Consider the following 16,997-nt stretch of genomic DNA (forward strand, 5'->3'; position numbering starts at 1 on the left):
CGGTGTGACTTTGATTATGCGCTTTGTCATTTATTTCTCCTTGATAGCCTATTACGAGTAATAGATTTATTAGTAATGTACATCCTTTAGAGAAAATCTAAGCTCTCTAATATATTGATAAATGATAATAAAATCCTAAAGCAGATAGTGTTATGCGTAAATCAAAGAAACAACGAGCATAAAGATTTATTTTTTACTCAATACTTTAGCGCTATATAAAACACAATCAAAAACATTTTATTAACAGAAAAACATACCCTAGATATAATCTAGTCTGTTAATCTTATTCTTCAAGTGACTCAGGGATATAAAGCAAAAAAAACAAACACTGAGTATTTAAAAGCTTATTTATAAAAGTAGAGATTTTAATAGTGGGTAAATTAGAGCTTGAGAACTAACAAACTTTATTTAACGTATTTAAGGGGGGGAAATTAAGGCTTGAGTTTAAGTGTTTGGTGCCTTTAAAACTTAAAGTGTAGGATGCCAATCGGTAAACCTGATTGGCATTTTAAGAAGAATAATAAAAAATATATTACAATTGAATAAGTGGGGTTCGTACGACACCTTCCATTAATACACGAGCGCTGCGGCTCATACTAGCTTTGCTAACCTGCCATTGGCCATGTGTAACAACCGCCTCTGCACCCACTTTTAATGTGCCAGAAGGGTGACCAAAATTAACTTCATTAATGGCTCCGCCACCAGCGGCAGCATTAACTAAGGTGCCTTCTATCGCGGCCGCTGTACCAATAGCAACCGCGGCAGTGCCCATCATGGCATGATGTAACTTACCCATCGACATGGCACGAACCAATATACTTATATCGCTGGCATTGATGTGCTTACCACTTGAGGCTGTGTAGTCTTTTGCTGGAGCAACAAAAGCCACTTTAGGTGTATGTTGGCGTGCTTGCGCTTCATTAATATTCTTAATTAAGCCCATTTTTACCGCGCCATGGGCACGAATGCTTTCAAGCATAGTTAACGCCGCATTATCGCTATTAATATCATCTTGCAGCTCTGTACCGGTGTAACCAATATCCGCTGCATTTACAAAAATAGTCGGAATACCGGCATTGATCATGGTTGCTTTTAACGTGCCCACGCCTGGCACTTCTAAGTCATCTACCACATTGCCTGTTGGGAATAACGCACCATCACCATCAGCAGGGTCAATAAATTCCAGCTTTACTTCAGCAGCAGGAAAGGTAACACCATCTAACTCAAAGTCACCGGTTTCTTGTACTTGAGCGTTGCTCATTGGTACATGCACTAAAATGCTTTTTTTAATGTTCGCCTGCCATACACGCACAATAGCAATACCATTATCAGGCACTCTGCTTTTATCAACTAAACCATTGCTAATGGCAAATGCGCCCACAGCAGAGGTTAAATTGCCGCAGTTACCACTCCAATCAACGAATGGCTTATCGATAGCAACTTGCCCAAATAAATAATCAACATCATGATCGGGCTGTTCACTTTTACTTAAAATAACGGTTTTACTAGTGCTTGAGGTTGCGCCACCCATACCATCAGTTTGTTTACCATAAGGATCGGGGCTACCAATAACGCGCAGTAATAAGTTATCGCGCGCCTCACCTGCCACTTGGGCAGGTGCGGGTAAATCGGTTAAATTAAAAAACACGCCTTTACTGGTGCCGCCACGCATATAGGTCGCTGGCACTTTAATTTGTGGTTTAAACATCTGTTTTATATCCTTATGATGCTTGCGTTGCTTCTAAAAAGTCTTGTGCAAAGCGTTGCAATACACCGCCTGCAGCATAAATAGAAAGCTCTTCTTGCGTATCTAATCGGCATTTCATTGGCACAGTGACTACTTCACCATTTTTACGGGTGATCACTAATTCTAAAGTTGCCCCTGGTGCTGGTTCGCCTTTTACATCATAGCTTTCGCTACCATCTAGGTTAAGTGTTTTGCGGGTTGTACCTGCAGCAAATTCCAGTGGTAGCACACCCATACCAATGAGATTAGTACGGTGAATACGCTCAAACCCTTCAGCTGCAATAACCTGAACACCTGCAAGCCTTACGCCCTTTGCTGCCCAATCGCGAGACGAACCTTGACCATAGTCAGCACCTGCAACAATAATGAGCGGTTGCTTACGTTGCATGTAGGTTTCGATGGCTTCCCACATACGCGTGTTTTTACCCTCAGGCTCTATGCGCGCGTACGAACCTTGCTTCACTTCGCCGTTTTCATCCAATACCATTTCGTTCAATAGTTTAGGGTTTGCAAATGTAGCGCGCTGCGCGGTTAAGTGATCGCCTCGGTGGGTAGCATACGAGTTAAAGTCTTCTTCTGGTACGTTCATTTTAGTTAAGTATTCACCTGCAGCGCTACTTGCCATAATCGCATTAGAAGGTGATAAATGATCGGTTGTAATGTTATCGCCCAGTACCGCTAATGCACGCATACCACTCATGCTGCGCTCACCTGCTAATGCCCCTTCCCAATAAGGAGGGCGGCGAATATAGGTGCTTTCTGGACGCCAATCGTATAATGGGTCGTTATCTTCGCCGTAATCAACGGTTAAGTTAAACATTGGCTCGTATACTTTTCTAAACTGCTCAGGCTTAACACTTTGCTTGATCACTGCATCTATTTCTTCATCAGATGGCCATAAATCTTTTAAGGTTACATCGTTACCTTGCTGATCTTTACCAAGGATATCTTTTTCTATATCAAAACGGATGGTACCGGCAATTGCATAAGCAACCACAAGCGGTGGAGACGCTAAAAATGCTTGCTTAGCATAAGGATGAATTCGGCCATCAAAATTTCGGTTGCCCGAAAGCACAGCCGTTGCGTATAGGTCGCGGTCAATCACTTCTTGTTGAATTTTAGGGTCTAGTGCACCACTCATGCCGTTACAGGTAGTACAGGCAAAACCCACAATACCAAAACCAAGTTGTTCTAGTTCTGGTAATAATTTTGCATCCTCAAGGTACGATTGCACTGCTTTTGAACCCGGCGCCAATGAGGTTTTAACCCAAGGTTTACGCATTAAACCTTTTGCATTGGCGTTACGGGCTAACAAACCTGCAGCAATCACATTGCGCGGATTACTGGTATTAGTACAGCTAGTAATCGCGGCAATAATACAGGCGCCATCTGGCATTAAACCTTCTTCGTTTTCAACAACACCCGAAATACCTTGCGCCGCTAAATCGCTAGTAGATACACGACGATGCGGATTTGAAGGCCCTGCAATGTTGCGCCCTACACTTGATAAATCAAATTTAAGTACACGATCGTAATGCGCTGTTTTTAAGCTGTCGCTCCATAGCCCTGCTGTTTTAGCGTAGTTTTCTACTAGTGCAATTTGCTCTTCATCGCGACCTGTTAAACGTAAGTAATCAATCGTTTTATCGTCGATGTAGAACATAGCCGCGGTTGCGCCAAATTCCGGAGTCATGTTCGAAATAGTTGCTCTGTCACCCAGGGTTAGTGCATCAGCCCCTTCACCGTAAAACTCGAGGTAAGTCGATACCACTCGTTGCTCACGTAAAAATTCGGTAATAGCCAATACAATATCGGTTGCAGTTATACCCGGTTGGCGTTTACCGGTAAGCTCTACACCCACAATATCGGGTAAACGAATGTACGATGCGCGCCCTAGCATTACACTTTCGGCTTCCAGGCCGCCTACGCCAACAGCAATAACACCTAATGCATCAACATGCGGTGTATGGCTGTCGGTACCTACTAGCGTGTCTGGGAATGCAATACCGTCACGATTTTGAATGACCGGTGACATTTTTTCAAGGTTAATTTGATGCATGATGCCATTACCCGGTGGGATCACATCAATATTTTTAAACGCGGTTTTGGTCCAGTTTATAAAATGAAAACGGTCATCGTTGCGTCTATCTTCAATGGCGCGGTTTTTTTCAAATGCATCGGGATCAAAACCTGCGTGCTCAACAGCTAATGAGTGGTCAACAATCAGTTGAGTCGGTACAACCGGATTTACTTTTGCAGGATCGCCGCCTTTTGCAGCAATAGCATCGCGCAGGCCCGCTAAATCAACTAAAGCGGTTTGCCCTAAAATATCGTGACATACAACGCGTGCCGGATACCACGGAAAGTCTAAATCCTGCTTGCGCTCAATAATTTGGCTAAGCGCATCGGTTAACATATCAGGCTCACAGCGGCGCACTAAGTTTTCGGCAAAAACACGCGAACTGTAAGGCAGTGTGGCGTAAGCGCCCGGTTTAATGGCATCTACCGCGGCTTGGGTATCGTAATAATCTACATTTGAGCCTGGTAATGGCTTACGGTATTGGGTGTTATTAATAATGGTCATAATAAATTCGCTAATTTGGTGACGGGGATGAACAAGGTAAAAGCGCTAAAATGAGTAATCATCAGCGCTATAAACAATAAAAGGTGAGCTAGGCTCACCTTAAACGCTAACTAATTAGCCTCTTGATTCAATTGGCGTGTAGCTACGCGCATCTGGCCCTGTGTAATCAGCACTTGGGCGAATAATACGGTTATTTGCGCGCTGCTCTTTTACGTGAGCTGTCCAACCGGTTACACGGCTCATTACAAAGATAGGCGTAAACAACTTAGTAGGAATACCCATAAAGTGATACGCCGATGCATGGAAAAAGTCAGCATTACAGAATAACTTCTTCTCACGCCACATTACTTCTTCACAGCGAACTGATACCGGGTAAAGTACATCGTCACCCACTTCTGCCGCTAATTTTTCAGACCATTTTTTAATAATTACATTACGCGGATCCGACTCACGGTAAATAGCGTGACCAAAGCCCATAATTTTATCTTTACGCTCAAGCATGCCCATAAGCGCGTCTTCAGCTTGATCAGCACTACTAAAGCTTTCAATCATATCCATTGCGGCTTCGTTTGCACCACCATGCAGTGGGCCACGTAAGGTACCAATTGCACCAGTAACACATGAGTGAATATCAGAAAGCGTTGACGCACACACACGACCGGTAAAGGTAGAGGCATTAAACTCATGCTCTGCGTACAAAATTAGTGATACATTCATCACTTGTGCAAATAATTCACTTGGCGCTTTATCGTGTAATAGCGTTAAAAAGTGTGCGCCTACTGAATCATCATCAGTTTGTGTTTCAATGCGAACACCGTCATGGGTAAAACGATACCAATAACAAATAATACTTGGAAAAATTGCCACCATGCGATCAATCGCATCGTTTGCTTCGCTAAAGTCGTTTTCCATTTCAAGGTTACCTAACATAGAACAGCCTGTACGCATTACATCCATTGGGTGTGCGTCTTTAGGAATGTTCTCAAGCACTGTTTTTAGTGCCTCTGGTAAACCGCGTAAACTTTTAAGTTTAGCTTTGTACTCTGCCAATTCACTTGATGTTGGTAACTCGCCGCGAGAAAGTAAAAACGACACTTCTTCAAACTGCGCTTTTTCAGCCAGTTCGCTAATGTCGTAACCACAGTAAGTTAAACCTGAGCCTGTTTGCCCTACTGTACATAATGCTGTTTGTCCTGCTACTTGGCCACGTAAGCCTGCGCCACCTAATGCTTTATCTACCATGATTTGTCTCCTGTTGAATTTTTTATTATTTGTCAGATTTTGCTGAAAAAAGGTTATCTAGCGTGTTTTCGTACGAGTGATAATCTAAAAAGTCGTAAAGCTCTGCACGCGTTTGCATGTTTTCAATTTGGCTTTGTTGCGACCCTTCATTCAAAATAGCCGAATACACATTAAGCGCCGCTTTGTTCATTGCTCTAAAGGCACTTAATGGGTAAAGCACCATTTCTACACCTACATCGCTTAACTGCTCTTTGGTGTAAATTGGGGTTTGGCCAAACTCGGTAATGTTGGCTAAAATCGGCACATTAATCGCTTTGCTAAATGCTTGGTAATCAGCAAGGTCATGAACGGCTTCTGCAAAAATGGCATCGGCACCCGCTTCAACACAAGCTGCTGCACGGTCTATTGCTGCGTTTAAGCCTTCTTTTTGAAATGCATCAGTACGCGCCATAATGTAAAAATCGCTATCGGTTTTTGCATCTACTGCGGCTTTAATACGGTCAACCATTTCAGCTTGGGTAACGATTTCTTTATTAGGACGATGGCCACAACGCTTTTGCGCTACTTGGTCTTCAATATGAAAGCCTGCTGCACCCGCTTTGGTCATTTCTTTAACGGTACGGGCAATATTAAACGCCCCGCCCCAACCTGTATCGGCATCAACTAATAATGGTAAATCGCTCGCACCGGTAATACGGCGAATATCTTCAAGTACGTTATCAAGGCTGGTCATGCCTAAATCTGGCATACCAAATGAGGCATTAGCCACACCCGCCCCCGACAAGTAAATAGCTTGATGACCCATTTTTTCAGCCATCATCGCGGTATACGCGTTTATAGTACCCACAACCTGTAACGGGTGGTTATTTGCAATTGCCTGTTTAAATTTTAATCCTGCTGACATTACCTTCTCCTAACTTTGAACGGGGCTGCTCTTTGGCAGCTTAGTATTTTTTAAAAATGTGACATCTGTATTAGGGTCTATTGACCTTTCAGGGTTTAATCCGCAAAGGTCAACAGACCCTAGTTAGCCATTTCATTTTGAGTGGCTTGTACTGATTGATATCCATCAAATTTTGTTTGTATATTCGCTTGAGAAGCGCTTATATGGCGCTTCATTAGCATTTCGGCCAGCTCACCATCATGGTTTTCTATGGCGTTTATAATCGCTAAATGTTCGTCAAACGCTTTCGATACGCGTGGCCCAACCATACCCATTTGTACACGGTACATTCTTATTAACTGGTACAGGTCGTGGCATAACAAATGTATTAAATGAGCGTTTTTACTGCCTTTGATGATTCGATAATGAAAGTCTAAGTCGCCTGCTTCTTGATAGTACGACTCACCTTCTTTAACACGCTGAGTTTGCAAATGCTGATTAAGTAATTGTTTCAAGCTTTGTACTTCATCGGCTGCCATATTGTCGGCAGCTAACCTACATGCAAGTCCTTCAAGGGCACTGCGCACCTGATACACCTCAATTAAACGCTCTGCGGTTAATGCAACAACACGACAACCTATATTGGCTTTGCGCTCAACTAAATAACAACTTTCTAAACAGTTTAATGCCTCTCTAAGGGTTGCACGGCTTACACCATAACGCTTTGCCAGTTCTGGCTCTGATATTTTACTGCCTTGTGCAATGCTGCCTTCTACTATCTCGCGGCGCATATCTACAAACACTTTATCGGAAGCGGTTGTTACTGCGGTGTCGTTTAAAAAGTGATGTGTCATAAAGTATTTTTATATTGTCGACAATTTATGGTTTAACTATGTGCTTATTAACCTACACTGTCAACCCTGAAAACACTGAAAATGAATAAAAAACCACCATATTGTCGACAGCATTAGCTAAAAGTATAATAAAAAATAGTGTTTAAACCGCTTTACTGAATAAGGTGTCGACACTTTAAAAGGGTTACTCTTTCATTTTTAACACTGAAAAAAAGCGTTAAAAATGCTATTATCCGGCTTTAATTTTATTGTATGAGCCAAATCGTGGACGCTAACACTTATATCCCAGAGCAATTTATTGACGACGTAAAAACTTATCTGCCTGATCACCTTACATTAGATGATTTTTTAAATGCCTGTCGTCGACCTTTACGTAAGTCTGTTCGCGTTAATACTTTAAAAATGAGTGTTGAAGAATTTAAACGCCACGCAGCTCAAAAAAATTGGCAACTCACTGCCATACCCTGGTGCGATGAAGGTTTTTGGCTTGAGCGCCCAAATGATGAAGAGCAAAATTTAGCGCTGGGCAATACCGATTTACATTTAAGTGGCGCAATGTACGTACAAGAGGCAAGCTCAATGTTGCCGCCAATGGCATTAAAGCACAGCCTTAAAACCAGTAACACAGTACTCGATATGGCCTCTGCACCGGGTTCTAAAACCTCACAACTAGCTGCACTAATGAACAATCAAGGTGTTTTGGTTGCAAATGAGCTGTCGTCATCGCGCTTAAAAGTACTCAGTGCCACGCTAAAGCGAATGGGGGTTGGTAATTGTGCGTTATCGCATTTTGATGGCGTGGTATTTGGTAATTACATGTTTGAATGCTTTGATAGTATTTTGCTTGATGCCCCCTGCTCGGGTGAAGGCACGGTTCGTAAAGACAGTGATGCACTAAAAAATTGGTCTATCGAATCAAACATTACTATTGCCCAAGTACAAAAAGATCTGATTAAAAGCGCATTTTATGCACTTAAACCTGGCGGTACACTGGTCTATTCAACCTGTACATTAACCCCTCTCGAAAACCAACAAGTGTGTGATGCATTGCTGGAGGAATTTGGCGAATACATTACGCCAGAGCCTTTAAATGACCTTTTCCCTGGGGCCGAAAAGGCCACCACTGAGCAAGGCTATTTGCATGTATGGCCGCAAACCTTCGATAGTGAAGGCTTTTTTATTGCTAAATTTAAAAAGCACAGCAGCTGCGAAAACCAAAACATTAAAGTGAAAAAAGGGGCATTCCCGTTTAACCACTTTGACAGTAAACAGCAAGATGCGTTTATGAGCTCCCTCAAAAAGCAATTTGGTTTAACAAGCCTGCCAGGTACTTTAATGCAGCGCGACAAAGAGCTTTGGCTGTTCCCAAATGAATTTGAAGCGGTACAAAATAAAATAAAATACGCGCGGTTAGGTATTCAGGTAGGCGTTATTCATAAAAACGGCGTGCGCCTCGCTCACGAGTTTGCCACCGTATTTGGTAAGCAATGTAAAAGTAATGTACTGGAATTAACCAATCAACAAGCCAGCGATTACTTTAATGGCAAAGACATTCGTTTGGATGACGTTGTTAAGGCAACGGGTGAAGTAATATTAACTTTATGTGATTGCCCGATTGGCTTAGGTAAATGGCAAAAAAATAAGGTTAAAAACTCACTACCTCGAGATTTAGTGCAAAATACGCAGTTAATAAACTGGGAGTAAACCCTAGCTTAAGTGTAATAAAGATGTGCATAACAATTGTAACCCACTGTAATTATTGCAGTATAAAAAACAAACAAAAGTATGTGTTTTTGAAGCTTTTGACTATACTTAAATAACTTTCTTCTTCTCCCTAAGAATCTGAAAGTGTCTTTAGTTAGCGCAGGGCTCACATATGAGCCCCTCTATAACCCAGAGTTCCTTATAGCTCTGGGTCTTTTTTTGTCTTGGAAAAAGCTTACATAACTGGAGTGTTAATTGAGTTATACATAAAGGGTAGCTTTGCTTCTAACTCGAGCAAGCCCTGCGTATACAAATGATGTCAACTATCTAATACCTGTATTTAAATTACTGTTCTTCTAAATCAAATTCGGTGGTGTGGCCGTCGCCGTGGATTAATTGGTACCTTGCTAAATTTCCCGCTTCAAGCGTGACTAAGCTAATGGCTGAATCGCTTACTAGGTACTTTTGTCCTTTGCCTTTGGTTTGGTGTTTATCTACTTCCATGTGCCAGCGTTTGGTAAAAAAGTTAAGTGGGCTTTTAGGGCCGTATAAAATAGAGTCGAGCTTGTCGAGTACATTTATTAGCTTTCGCGGAAACTCATTTTTAATGCCACTTGCAGTCAGTTGCCAAATTCTGTTGGGATGATCGCCAAAACGCTTTTGCACCGAAAAACAAAATGAATAGTGTACGTCGCCCGATAATATCAGTGTTTCATTTGGGGTGTCGGTGCGTCTAAAAGTATTGAGTAGCTTTTTGGCTGAGCCTTCGTGCGCCATCCAGTTTTCTACATCAACCATCAGTGGTTGCCCACACATATTAAACAACGCTTGAATTGCCTCTATCGATTTAACCCCAAACACGGGAGCGGGCGATACAATAATTACTTGGTCATGGCTTAATAGGCTTTCTTCAAGCTCTGTGAGGCGCTCCCAATCGAGTAAGCCTGAAGGTTCATTAAAGTTTTGCTCGTTACGCCAGCGATGCGTACGGGTATCGAGCACCACCACTTTAGGAATGGTCATTAGCTCATAATGCCAATGGCTAAAGTCGTTCAGGTGCTTATCAAAGCTTTTAAATTGCCACTGCTTATCACCAGCTAAACAGTCGTTAAAGGGGCTAAGTAACGATCCGGTTTTATGTAGTGCGTCGTTACCCATTCCTTGAAACAGCCAATAGCTTGCTAAGCCATTATTTACAATACGCTTGCTGCTAGGGTTTTGGTTAATGGCTTGCTCCCAACCTGCGGTTAGGTTCCAATCATCGGTTACATCATGATCATCAAACATCATTAAGGTAGATACATTAGAAAATAACCGCTCTACCTCTGCTAAACCTTGTGCATAGTCAATTAATGCGGTTTTTTCTGCATTAAATAGCGTTTGATTTTTTTCGTTACCACCTGAGTAACTTAAGTTATTTAGGTCAATGTATTGCCATGCTTGGCTACTAAAATTGAGTAAATACAGCGCTACGAACTCTTCAAAATGAATCAGATGATTATAAGCTTTAACACTGGAAAAATGCGGTTCGTCCTTTTTTAACCAATAGCCAATGCCTAATTTAGAACGCTTTTTCCATGAGGTAGTCGGCAACAAGTAATGGCGACCATATAGTTGCTCTGCAATATCAGCGGGTAAATCTAAATTAAGTGGCTGTTCTTTATATATGCCTAAGTGTTTAATCAGCTGATGTATTGCTAATAACATAGGCCCTGCTACATCGTCGGCGTATACCTGATCGCCCGAAAGCAATAATAACTGTGCCCCCTGCTGCTCATTACTTCGTTGTACAGCTTGCCAATGGCTTGAACTTACTAGGCTGTCTTTTGCAGGGTGATGCGCATTACGACACGAGCCATGTAGTATTTGCGTCAACTTTTTGGGGATCACAAATTCAGGTAATGGCTGATTGTTAAAGCTAAACGCAGATAAATCAACCGGGCTGTCATCAAAAAATAGCTGGTAAGGTAATAAGGTATCGCGTGGGAATTGGCTGTTTATGGGTTTAATAACCACAAACTGTAAGAATAAATATTCCCCAAGCCTTATGGTGTCTTGTTCGCTGTAACATTCGTGACCAATTAGCTCTATACGGCAATTTACTGGCTTTGCAGTAGCAAACTGAATACAGAGTGCGGTTTTTTCTGCTCGGCGCACCATGGGCCCCATAAGTAATAGCGGGTGTTGCACCGAGAGAGTTGTCATGAGGTTAGCCTTTAGCTGCTAATTTAAATAAAGAGTAAAAATTATCAGTGGTGGCTTTTGCCAACTCGTTAAAGCTAATGCCTTTGAGTTCACTAATGTAATAAGCCACGTCTTCAACATACGCTGGCTGGTTGGTTTTACCACGGTACGGTACTGGCGCTAAATACGGCGAGTCGGTTTCTATAAGCAGTCGATCGAGAGGGATTTGCTTTACCACCTCTTTAAGCTCTACCGCATTTTTAAAGGTCACAATGCCTGAAATAGAAATATAAAAACCCATATCAATGGCTTTTTTGGCCATATCCCAATCTTCGGTGAAACAATGCAGTACCCCGCCGCAATTTTCTGCTTTGTGTTCACGCATTAAGTTAATGGTGTCGGCACGGGCGTCACGGGTATGAATAATAAGTGGCTTTTGTAATTCATTTGCCACCTCAATATGGCCAACAAAGCTCGCTTGTTGTACGGCATGGGTGTCTTTTGCGTAGTAATAATCGAGCCCAGTTTCGCCAATCGCCACTACTTTGTCGTGTGAGGCTAAGTTAATTAATTGCTGTTTATTAAGCGCGTCTTTTTGATCGAGCGGGTGCACGCCACATGACGCAGACACGTCGTTGTGATGTTTTATTTGCTCTAGCATATTGGGGAATTGATCAAGCGTGACGCTTACACATAAAAAATGTTCTACTTTTTTGGCGCGAGCGTTATCAAGTACTTGGTCTAGGTTTAAATCGAGTTTATCAAAATCAAGACGGTCTAAATGGCAATGAGAATCTACAATCAAAATAAGGCCTGTTTTTACTACATGGTATAAGTTGGATTGCCGGAGTTTAACATAGTCCCCAGCAGTTTTTCGATCTTCGCGTTTAGGTTTGTTTTATCATCTAAAAAGCTAATGCCGATCCCTGGTGGATTTGAGCTCTGAGCGCCTTGCGGAGTGATCCACGTAACCTTTCCGGTTACCACGTCATCTTCTAGCGCGTCAGGCAAGGTAACGCGTAAGGCAAGTGAATACCCGGGTTCATAGCGCATATTGGTGCGTACAAATAACCCACCTTTTTTTAAAAAAGGCATATAACAGCGATATAGTTCGTCAAGGTCGTCTATATCTACTAATAGCTCTTGCATATCTAGTCCTTTTTATTGATTACGTAATGTATACGCTAGTCGTGATACCGCAAGCGGTAAATTTAGCCCAAGTATTTGTATATTATTCTGTAAAAAATCATTCAGCGCTTGCTGAGCAACTTGGTAAGCTTCAAAACTCATGCCATTTAACAGCTGTTGTTTGAGCTGCTCACTTAAAAATAAGGTAAAAATACGCACAAGCTCAGGCTGTTTATTTATTATGTCGACTAACGCATTGAAATTATGGCTTTGTTTAAACTCAGTTGCAAATTTATAAAGCGTATCAATGTTTTCAAGCTGATTTTGCTGTTGCCACTGCTTTACTTGCAGTGGTTGGCTATAAAATAACGACAACCACGGATAGTTAGGCACATCCAAACTACTTAACCATTGTTGTGCTAATTGGTTATTGGTTACTTTAACCTCAGTTTTAGCACAGCGACTTAAAATAGTGGCAGGTAATTGCGCCACTTGGCTGGTTGTCAAAATTAAAAACCGACTATTACTTGGCTCTTCAAGGGTTTTTAATAACGCATTAGCGGCTGCGGTGGTCATTTTTTCGCAGTTTTCGATAATTGCCACTTTATTGCCATTTTGCGCCGCAGACTGATGCATAAAATCGCTTATGCCGCGAATATCATCAACACCTATGCTTTGCCCTTCCACTTGGGTAATGCGCTTGTCTGGGTGTGTACCCGCTAAGTTTAATGAACAACTTTTACATTGCCCACAAGGGCTTAACACACTATTTGGACTACTTAACTGTGCTTGGGTGTTTTGGCATAACAAACTATTTGCTAGTTGCTCACTTAGCTCAAATTTGCCAACCCCAATAGGCCCGCAAAACAGCTGCGCATGATGAAAACGCTGCGCTTTATAGCTCTGAGTTAAGCGTTGCTCTACCTCATTAAGCCACGGCAATGCCATATTATTTTAACCCTGAAAAAAACGTGCGTAGTACATTGGTAATATCACGATGCACTTTATCAATGCTTTGGTTGGCATCGACTGTTTTTATGCTGTCGTCATCATTTGCAAGCTCAATGTAACGCATACGGGTGCGCTGAAAAAACTCAATGGCTTCTTGCTCAATTCTGTCTAACTGGCCGCGACCTTTTGCACGTTCAAGGCCAATAACAGGGTCAATATCTAGGTATATGGTTAAATCGGGTTTTAAGCCTTTTAACACCATAGACGATAACGATGCTAAGGTATTTGCACTTATTCCTCGCCCGCCGCCTTGATAGGCCTGTGACGATAGATCGTGACGATCGGCTAATACCCACTGCCCTTGCTTTAGTGCCGGATTGATCACATTATGCATTAGCTGTGAACGCGCTGCATACATAATTAGCAGCTCAGTTTCAAAAGCAATTTCTTCTTGGTGCTCTGCTTTTACTAAGGTACGTAACGATTCAGCCAGTGGTGTTCCACCGGGTTCGCGTACATTAATAAAGTCAACATGGTGATGGTTTAAAAAGTCTTGGCACAGGGCTATAGCGGTTGATTTACCCGCGCCTTCTAGGCCTTCTATAACTATAAATTTTGGTTTCATAAATACTAATTCTTTTTATTTAAAATATACCGGTTAACCGCCGCATTATGTTGTTTTAATGTGGTTGAAAACTGATGACTACCATCGCCTTTGGCTACAAAATAAACATACTCGCTTTTAGGCGGGTTTACTGCCGCTAAAATGGCTTCTTTGGAGGGCATGGCAATCGGTGTGGGCGGTAATCCGTTAATACGATAGGTATTATACGGGGTGTAATTTCTCAAGTCTTTACGTTTAATATCGCCGTCAAAATCTTCGCCTAGTCCATATATTACGGTAGGATCGGTTTGTAAGCGCATATTGGTATTTAAGCGGTTAATAAACGCCGAAGCAATTAACGGGCGTTCGCTGGCAAGCGCGGTTTCTTTTTCGATTATTGAAGCCATGATCAGTGCTTCATAGGCGGTGTCGTAAGGTAAATCACTTGCCCGTTGCTGCCATGCATCTGCCAGTGTTTGCTGCATTTTTTGCGCAGCACGTTTTAATAAACTACTCGCATTATCGTTACTATGATAATGATAGGTATCAGGAAATAGCCACCCTTCAAGATGAGTTTGCTTACCGATTATTTGCTCGCCAAGTTGTTCGAGTTTTAAATCGTTTTGTAAATGTGATGCCGTACTTAATGCATTTAATATATCTCTAAGTGCTTGGCCTTCAATGATGGTAAAACTAAAGCTAACTTGCTCGCCTTGGTTTATTTTTTTATATTGTTGATCACGCTATCCGCGCTTAACTCGTACAAACCCGCTTTTAAGTCAGTTAAGGTAGGGTCTAGTTTAGCTAATATTTGAAACCGCCAGCAGTCTTCTAGCCACTGTTGTTGCTGCCATTGACGGCACAACTTATTAAAGCCGGTGCCTTTTTTAACTTCAAATTGAGTGCTCTGCGCCACCTTTAATGGCGTTTCAATGGTTGCTTGTAATTGCTGGTAGCCAATCACTGAGCTAAAAAAAGCCAGTAGTAATACTGATAATATAACTTTTAACACTAAGCCTCCTTGGCTAGTAACTCGTTTAGTAATGATTGGCTATGCACAATATCAAAACAGTGCTCGTCTATACTTTTTACAGGCACAATTTTCATTAAGCTGTTACATATAAATACGGCGTCTGCTTGGGTAAGCTCATCAACGCCGACAGTTTTAAACTCAACCGCTAATTTATCACATAAAGATTGCAGAAAAACACCTTTAATGCCGCATTCATCCAGCCTTGGGCTAAATATTTTATGATTTTTTATTGCAAAAATATTAGCCGCTGAGGTTTCTATTACATTGTTGTTGTAATCAAGCACTAGCGCATCATCGCTGTGCTGGGTTTGTAGAGCATTTTTGACCAGTACTTGTTCAAGCCTATTTAAGGTTTTTAGCCCAGCTAAATGAGGTTGAACGGCCAACTTAATCGGGCTAATAGCTAAGCTAATTCCCGAATCTGTTAGGCTGTTGTAATGATCTGGATAAGGTAAAACACTCACAATAATGTTTAAATTGCATTCACTCGGTGGCGCATAGCCTCGCCCGCCCTCGCCTCGCGTTACCACTATTTTAATAACCGCTTGCGCCAGTGATGCTACTTGCTGAGTGATCTGCGACTCAAGAGCAGTAAACTCAAGTGCAGGAAAGCCCAAACGCTGCGCACATTCAATTAAACGTGCTTTATGATAAGCCCAATGCTCAACTTGTCCATCAGTAACCATTGCGGTGGTAAAAAAGCCATCGCCATAATTTAAGCCCCTATCACGGGTGCTTATGCTACTGGTTTCACTTGCTGTTATTATTGTTTGCATATTTTTTTACACATAAAAAAACCCAGTTAAACAACTGGGTTTTTATTCTCATTCGTTGTTAAAAAAGATTATACCTTTTTAAACAGTAACGAGCCATTAGTACCACCAAACCCAAATGAGTTACACAAAGCGTAATCAAGTTTAGCGTCACGTGCTGTATGCGGTACGTAATCTAAATCACAGCCTTCGTCTGGGTTATCTAAGTTAATTGTTGGCGTCACTTTTTGCTCGGTCAACGATAAAATAGACACTATAGACTCAACAGAGCCTGCCGCTCCGAGTAAGTGACCCATCATAGATTTTGATGAACTTACCATCACATCTTTAGCTGAATCACCAAAAATGGTTTTAACCGCTGATGTTTCGGCTTTGTCACCCGCATGAGTAGACGTACCATGTGCGTTGATGTAACCAACTTGCTCTGCATTTACTTGCGCATCGTTTAATGCGTTTTCCATTGCCAGAGCGGCACCTGCGCCATCTTCTGGTGGTGAGGTCATGTGATAAGCATCACCACTCATGCCAAAACCAACAAGCTCTGCATAAATTTTAGCGCCACGTGCTTTAGCGTGTTCGTATTCTTCAACAACCACCACACCGGCACCATCGGAAAGTACGAAACCATCACGGTCTTTATCCCACGGGCGAGACGCTGCTTGTGGATCGTCATTACGCGTTGAAAGCGCACGAGCGGCATTAAAGCCACCCATACCAATTGGCGTACACGCTTTTTCTGCGCCACCGGCCACCATTGCATCAGCATCGCCATAAGCAATCATACGTGCGGCATGGCCAATATTATGAAGACCTGTAGTACATGCTGTCACAATTGAAATATTAGGACCGCGTAGGCCGTGCATTATAGATAAATGACCCGAGATCATATTAATAATGGTAGACGGTACATAAAACGGCGATAACTTACGTGGACCGCTGTTTAATAATTTTATGTGGTTTTCTTCAATGAGGGTTAAGCCACCAATGCCTGAACCTACCGCTACACCAATACGTGTTGCGTTTTGCTCAGTGACTTCGAGGCCAGAATCTTGAAAAGCTTGAACACCCGCTGCAATGCCATACTGGATAAATAAATCCATTTTTTTAGCATCTTTTGGCGACATATAAGCCGATGCATCAAAATCATTGATTAAACCAGCGAAGTGAGTACCAAATTTTGATGTATCAAAGTGGGTAATATTTTGAATACCACTTTTACCATCTAATAAGCCTTGCCAGGTTGATTGCACATCATTGCCTAGCGGCGTCAACATTCCTAAGCCAGTTACGACGACACGACGTTTAGCCAC

13 protein-coding genes and 1 pseudogene are annotated in these 16,997 nt (G+C 42.1%); 1 reads left to right on the forward strand and 13 read right to left on the reverse strand.

Annotation, left to right across the window (positions count from 1 at the left end):
* Positions 1-532: 532 nt before the first annotated feature.
* From prpF to P20439_RS12610, 5 genes are all read right to left on the reverse strand, one after another.
* Positions 533-1,708: a 2-methylaconitate cis-trans isomerase PrpF gene (gene prpF, locus P20439_RS12590; protein WP_008109905.1), complete on the reverse strand. Its 1,176-nt coding sequence runs from the start codon at positions 1,706-1,708 to the stop codon at positions 533-535.
* A gap of 13 nt (positions 1,709-1,721) precedes the next feature.
* Complete coding sequence (gene acnD / locus P20439_RS12595) at positions 1,722-4,331, reverse strand: Fe/S-dependent 2-methylisocitrate dehydratase AcnD (RefSeq protein ID WP_008109904.1); 2,610 nt, start codon at positions 4,329-4,331, stop codon at positions 1,722-1,724.
* Positions 4,332-4,445: 114 nt separating this feature from the next.
* Complete coding sequence (prpC, locus tag P20439_RS12600; RefSeq protein ID WP_008109902.1) at positions 4,446-5,573, reverse strand: 2-methylcitrate synthase; 1,128 nt, start codon at positions 5,571-5,573, stop codon at positions 4,446-4,448.
* A 25-nt stretch (positions 5,574-5,598) separates the two neighbouring features.
* The gene (gene prpB / locus P20439_RS12605) at positions 5,599-6,477 is read right to left on the reverse strand and encodes a methylisocitrate lyase (protein ID WP_008109898.1); all 879 of its coding nucleotides are present in this window, start codon (positions 6,475-6,477) and stop codon (positions 5,599-5,601) included.
* A gap of 119 nt (positions 6,478-6,596) precedes the next feature.
* Positions 6,597-7,310 (reverse strand): GntR family transcriptional regulator, encoded by a 714-nt coding sequence (locus tag P20439_RS12610; protein WP_008467390.1) that lies wholly within the window; start codon positions 7,308-7,310, stop codon positions 6,597-6,599.
* Positions 7,311-7,574: 264 nt separating this feature from the next.
* Between P20439_RS12610 and rsmF the strand changes: the two genes are divergently transcribed.
* Entirely contained in the window at positions 7,575-9,014 is a 1,440-nt protein-coding gene (gene rsmF / locus P20439_RS12615) for a 16S rRNA (cytosine(1407)-C(5))-methyltransferase RsmF (protein WP_008109893.1), read from the forward strand.
* 345 nt (positions 9,015-9,359) lie between these two features.
* Here rsmF and P20439_RS12620 read toward each other — a convergent pair whose 3' ends face one another.
* From P20439_RS12620 to fabF, 8 genes and pseudogenes are all read right to left on the reverse strand, one after another.
* On the reverse strand, positions 9,360-11,219 hold the full coding sequence (locus tag P20439_RS12620) for an alkaline phosphatase D family protein (RefSeq protein ID WP_008467391.1): 1,860 nt from the start codon (positions 11,217-11,219) through the stop codon (positions 9,360-9,362).
* A 4-nt stretch (positions 11,220-11,223) separates the two neighbouring features.
* On the reverse strand, positions 11,224-12,003 hold the full coding sequence (locus P20439_RS12625; protein ID WP_008467392.1) for a TatD family hydrolase: 780 nt from the start codon (positions 12,001-12,003) through the stop codon (positions 11,224-11,226).
* A gap of 17 nt (positions 12,004-12,020) precedes the next feature.
* Positions 12,021-12,347 (reverse strand): PilZ domain-containing protein, encoded by a 327-nt coding sequence (locus P20439_RS12630; RefSeq protein WP_008109887.1) that lies wholly within the window; start codon positions 12,345-12,347, stop codon positions 12,021-12,023.
* Positions 12,348-12,359: 12 nt separating this feature from the next.
* Positions 12,360-13,274 (reverse strand): DNA polymerase III subunit, encoded by a 915-nt coding sequence (locus P20439_RS12635; protein WP_008467394.1) that lies wholly within the window; start codon positions 13,272-13,274, stop codon positions 12,360-12,362.
* 1 nt (position 13,275) lies between these two features.
* Entirely contained in the window at positions 13,276-13,902 is a 627-nt protein-coding gene (tmk, locus tag P20439_RS12640; RefSeq protein WP_008467396.1) for a dTMP kinase, read from the reverse strand.
* A gap of 5 nt (positions 13,903-13,907) precedes the next feature.
* Positions 13,908-14,893: pseudogene (mltG, locus tag P20439_RS12645) on the reverse strand (endolytic transglycosylase MltG).
* Complete coding sequence (gene pabC / locus P20439_RS12650) at positions 14,893-15,690, reverse strand: aminodeoxychorismate lyase (RefSeq protein ID WP_008109878.1); 798 nt, start codon at positions 15,688-15,690, stop codon at positions 14,893-14,895. Before pabC ends, mltG begins: the two are co-directional and overlap by 1 nt.
* Before the next feature lie 68 nt (positions 15,691-15,758).
* On the reverse strand, positions 15,759-16,997 hold the full coding sequence (gene fabF / locus P20439_RS12655; RefSeq protein WP_008109876.1) for a beta-ketoacyl-ACP synthase II: 1,239 nt from the start codon (positions 16,995-16,997) through the stop codon (positions 15,759-15,761).

This window comes from Pseudoalteromonas sp. BSi20439 (genome assembly GCF_000241165.1).
GTDB lineage: Bacteria > Pseudomonadota > Gammaproteobacteria > Enterobacterales > Alteromonadaceae > Pseudoalteromonas.

Excerpts from the sequence above, each read along its gene's own strand:
- pabC (WP_008109878.1), bottom strand. The coding sequence starts at position 15,690 with ATGCAAACAATAATAACAGCAAGTGAAACCAGTAGCATAAGCACCCGT.
- P20439_RS12610 (WP_008467390.1), bottom strand. The coding sequence starts at position 7,310 with ATGACACATCACTTTTTAAACGACACCGCAGTAACAACCGCTTCCGAT.
- P20439_RS12635 (WP_008467394.1), bottom strand. The coding sequence starts at position 13,274 with ATGGCATTGCCGTGGCTTAATGAGGTAGAGCAACGCTTAACTCAGAGC.
- prpC (WP_008109902.1), bottom strand. The coding sequence starts at position 5,573 with ATGGTAGATAAAGCATTAGGTGGCGCAGGCTTACGTGGCCAAGTAGCA.
- acnD (WP_008109904.1), bottom strand. The coding sequence starts at position 4,331 with ATGACCATTATTAATAACACCCAATACCGTAAGCCATTACCAGGCTCA.
- P20439_RS12620 (WP_008467391.1), bottom strand. The coding sequence starts at position 11,219 with ATGACAACTCTCTCGGTGCAACACCCGCTATTACTTATGGGGCCCATG.
- P20439_RS12630 (WP_008109887.1), bottom strand. The coding sequence starts at position 12,347 with ATGCAAGAGCTATTAGTAGATATAGACGACCTTGACGAACTATATCGC.
- tmk (WP_008467396.1), bottom strand. The coding sequence starts at position 13,902 with ATGAAACCAAAATTTATAGTTATAGAAGGCCTAGAAGGCGCGGGTAAA.
- prpB (WP_008109898.1), bottom strand. The coding sequence starts at position 6,477 with ATGTCAGCAGGATTAAAATTTAAACAGGCAATTGCAAATAACCACCCG.
- prpF (WP_008109905.1), bottom strand. The coding sequence starts at position 1,708 with ATGTTTAAACCACAAATTAAAGTGCCAGCGACCTATATGCGTGGCGGC.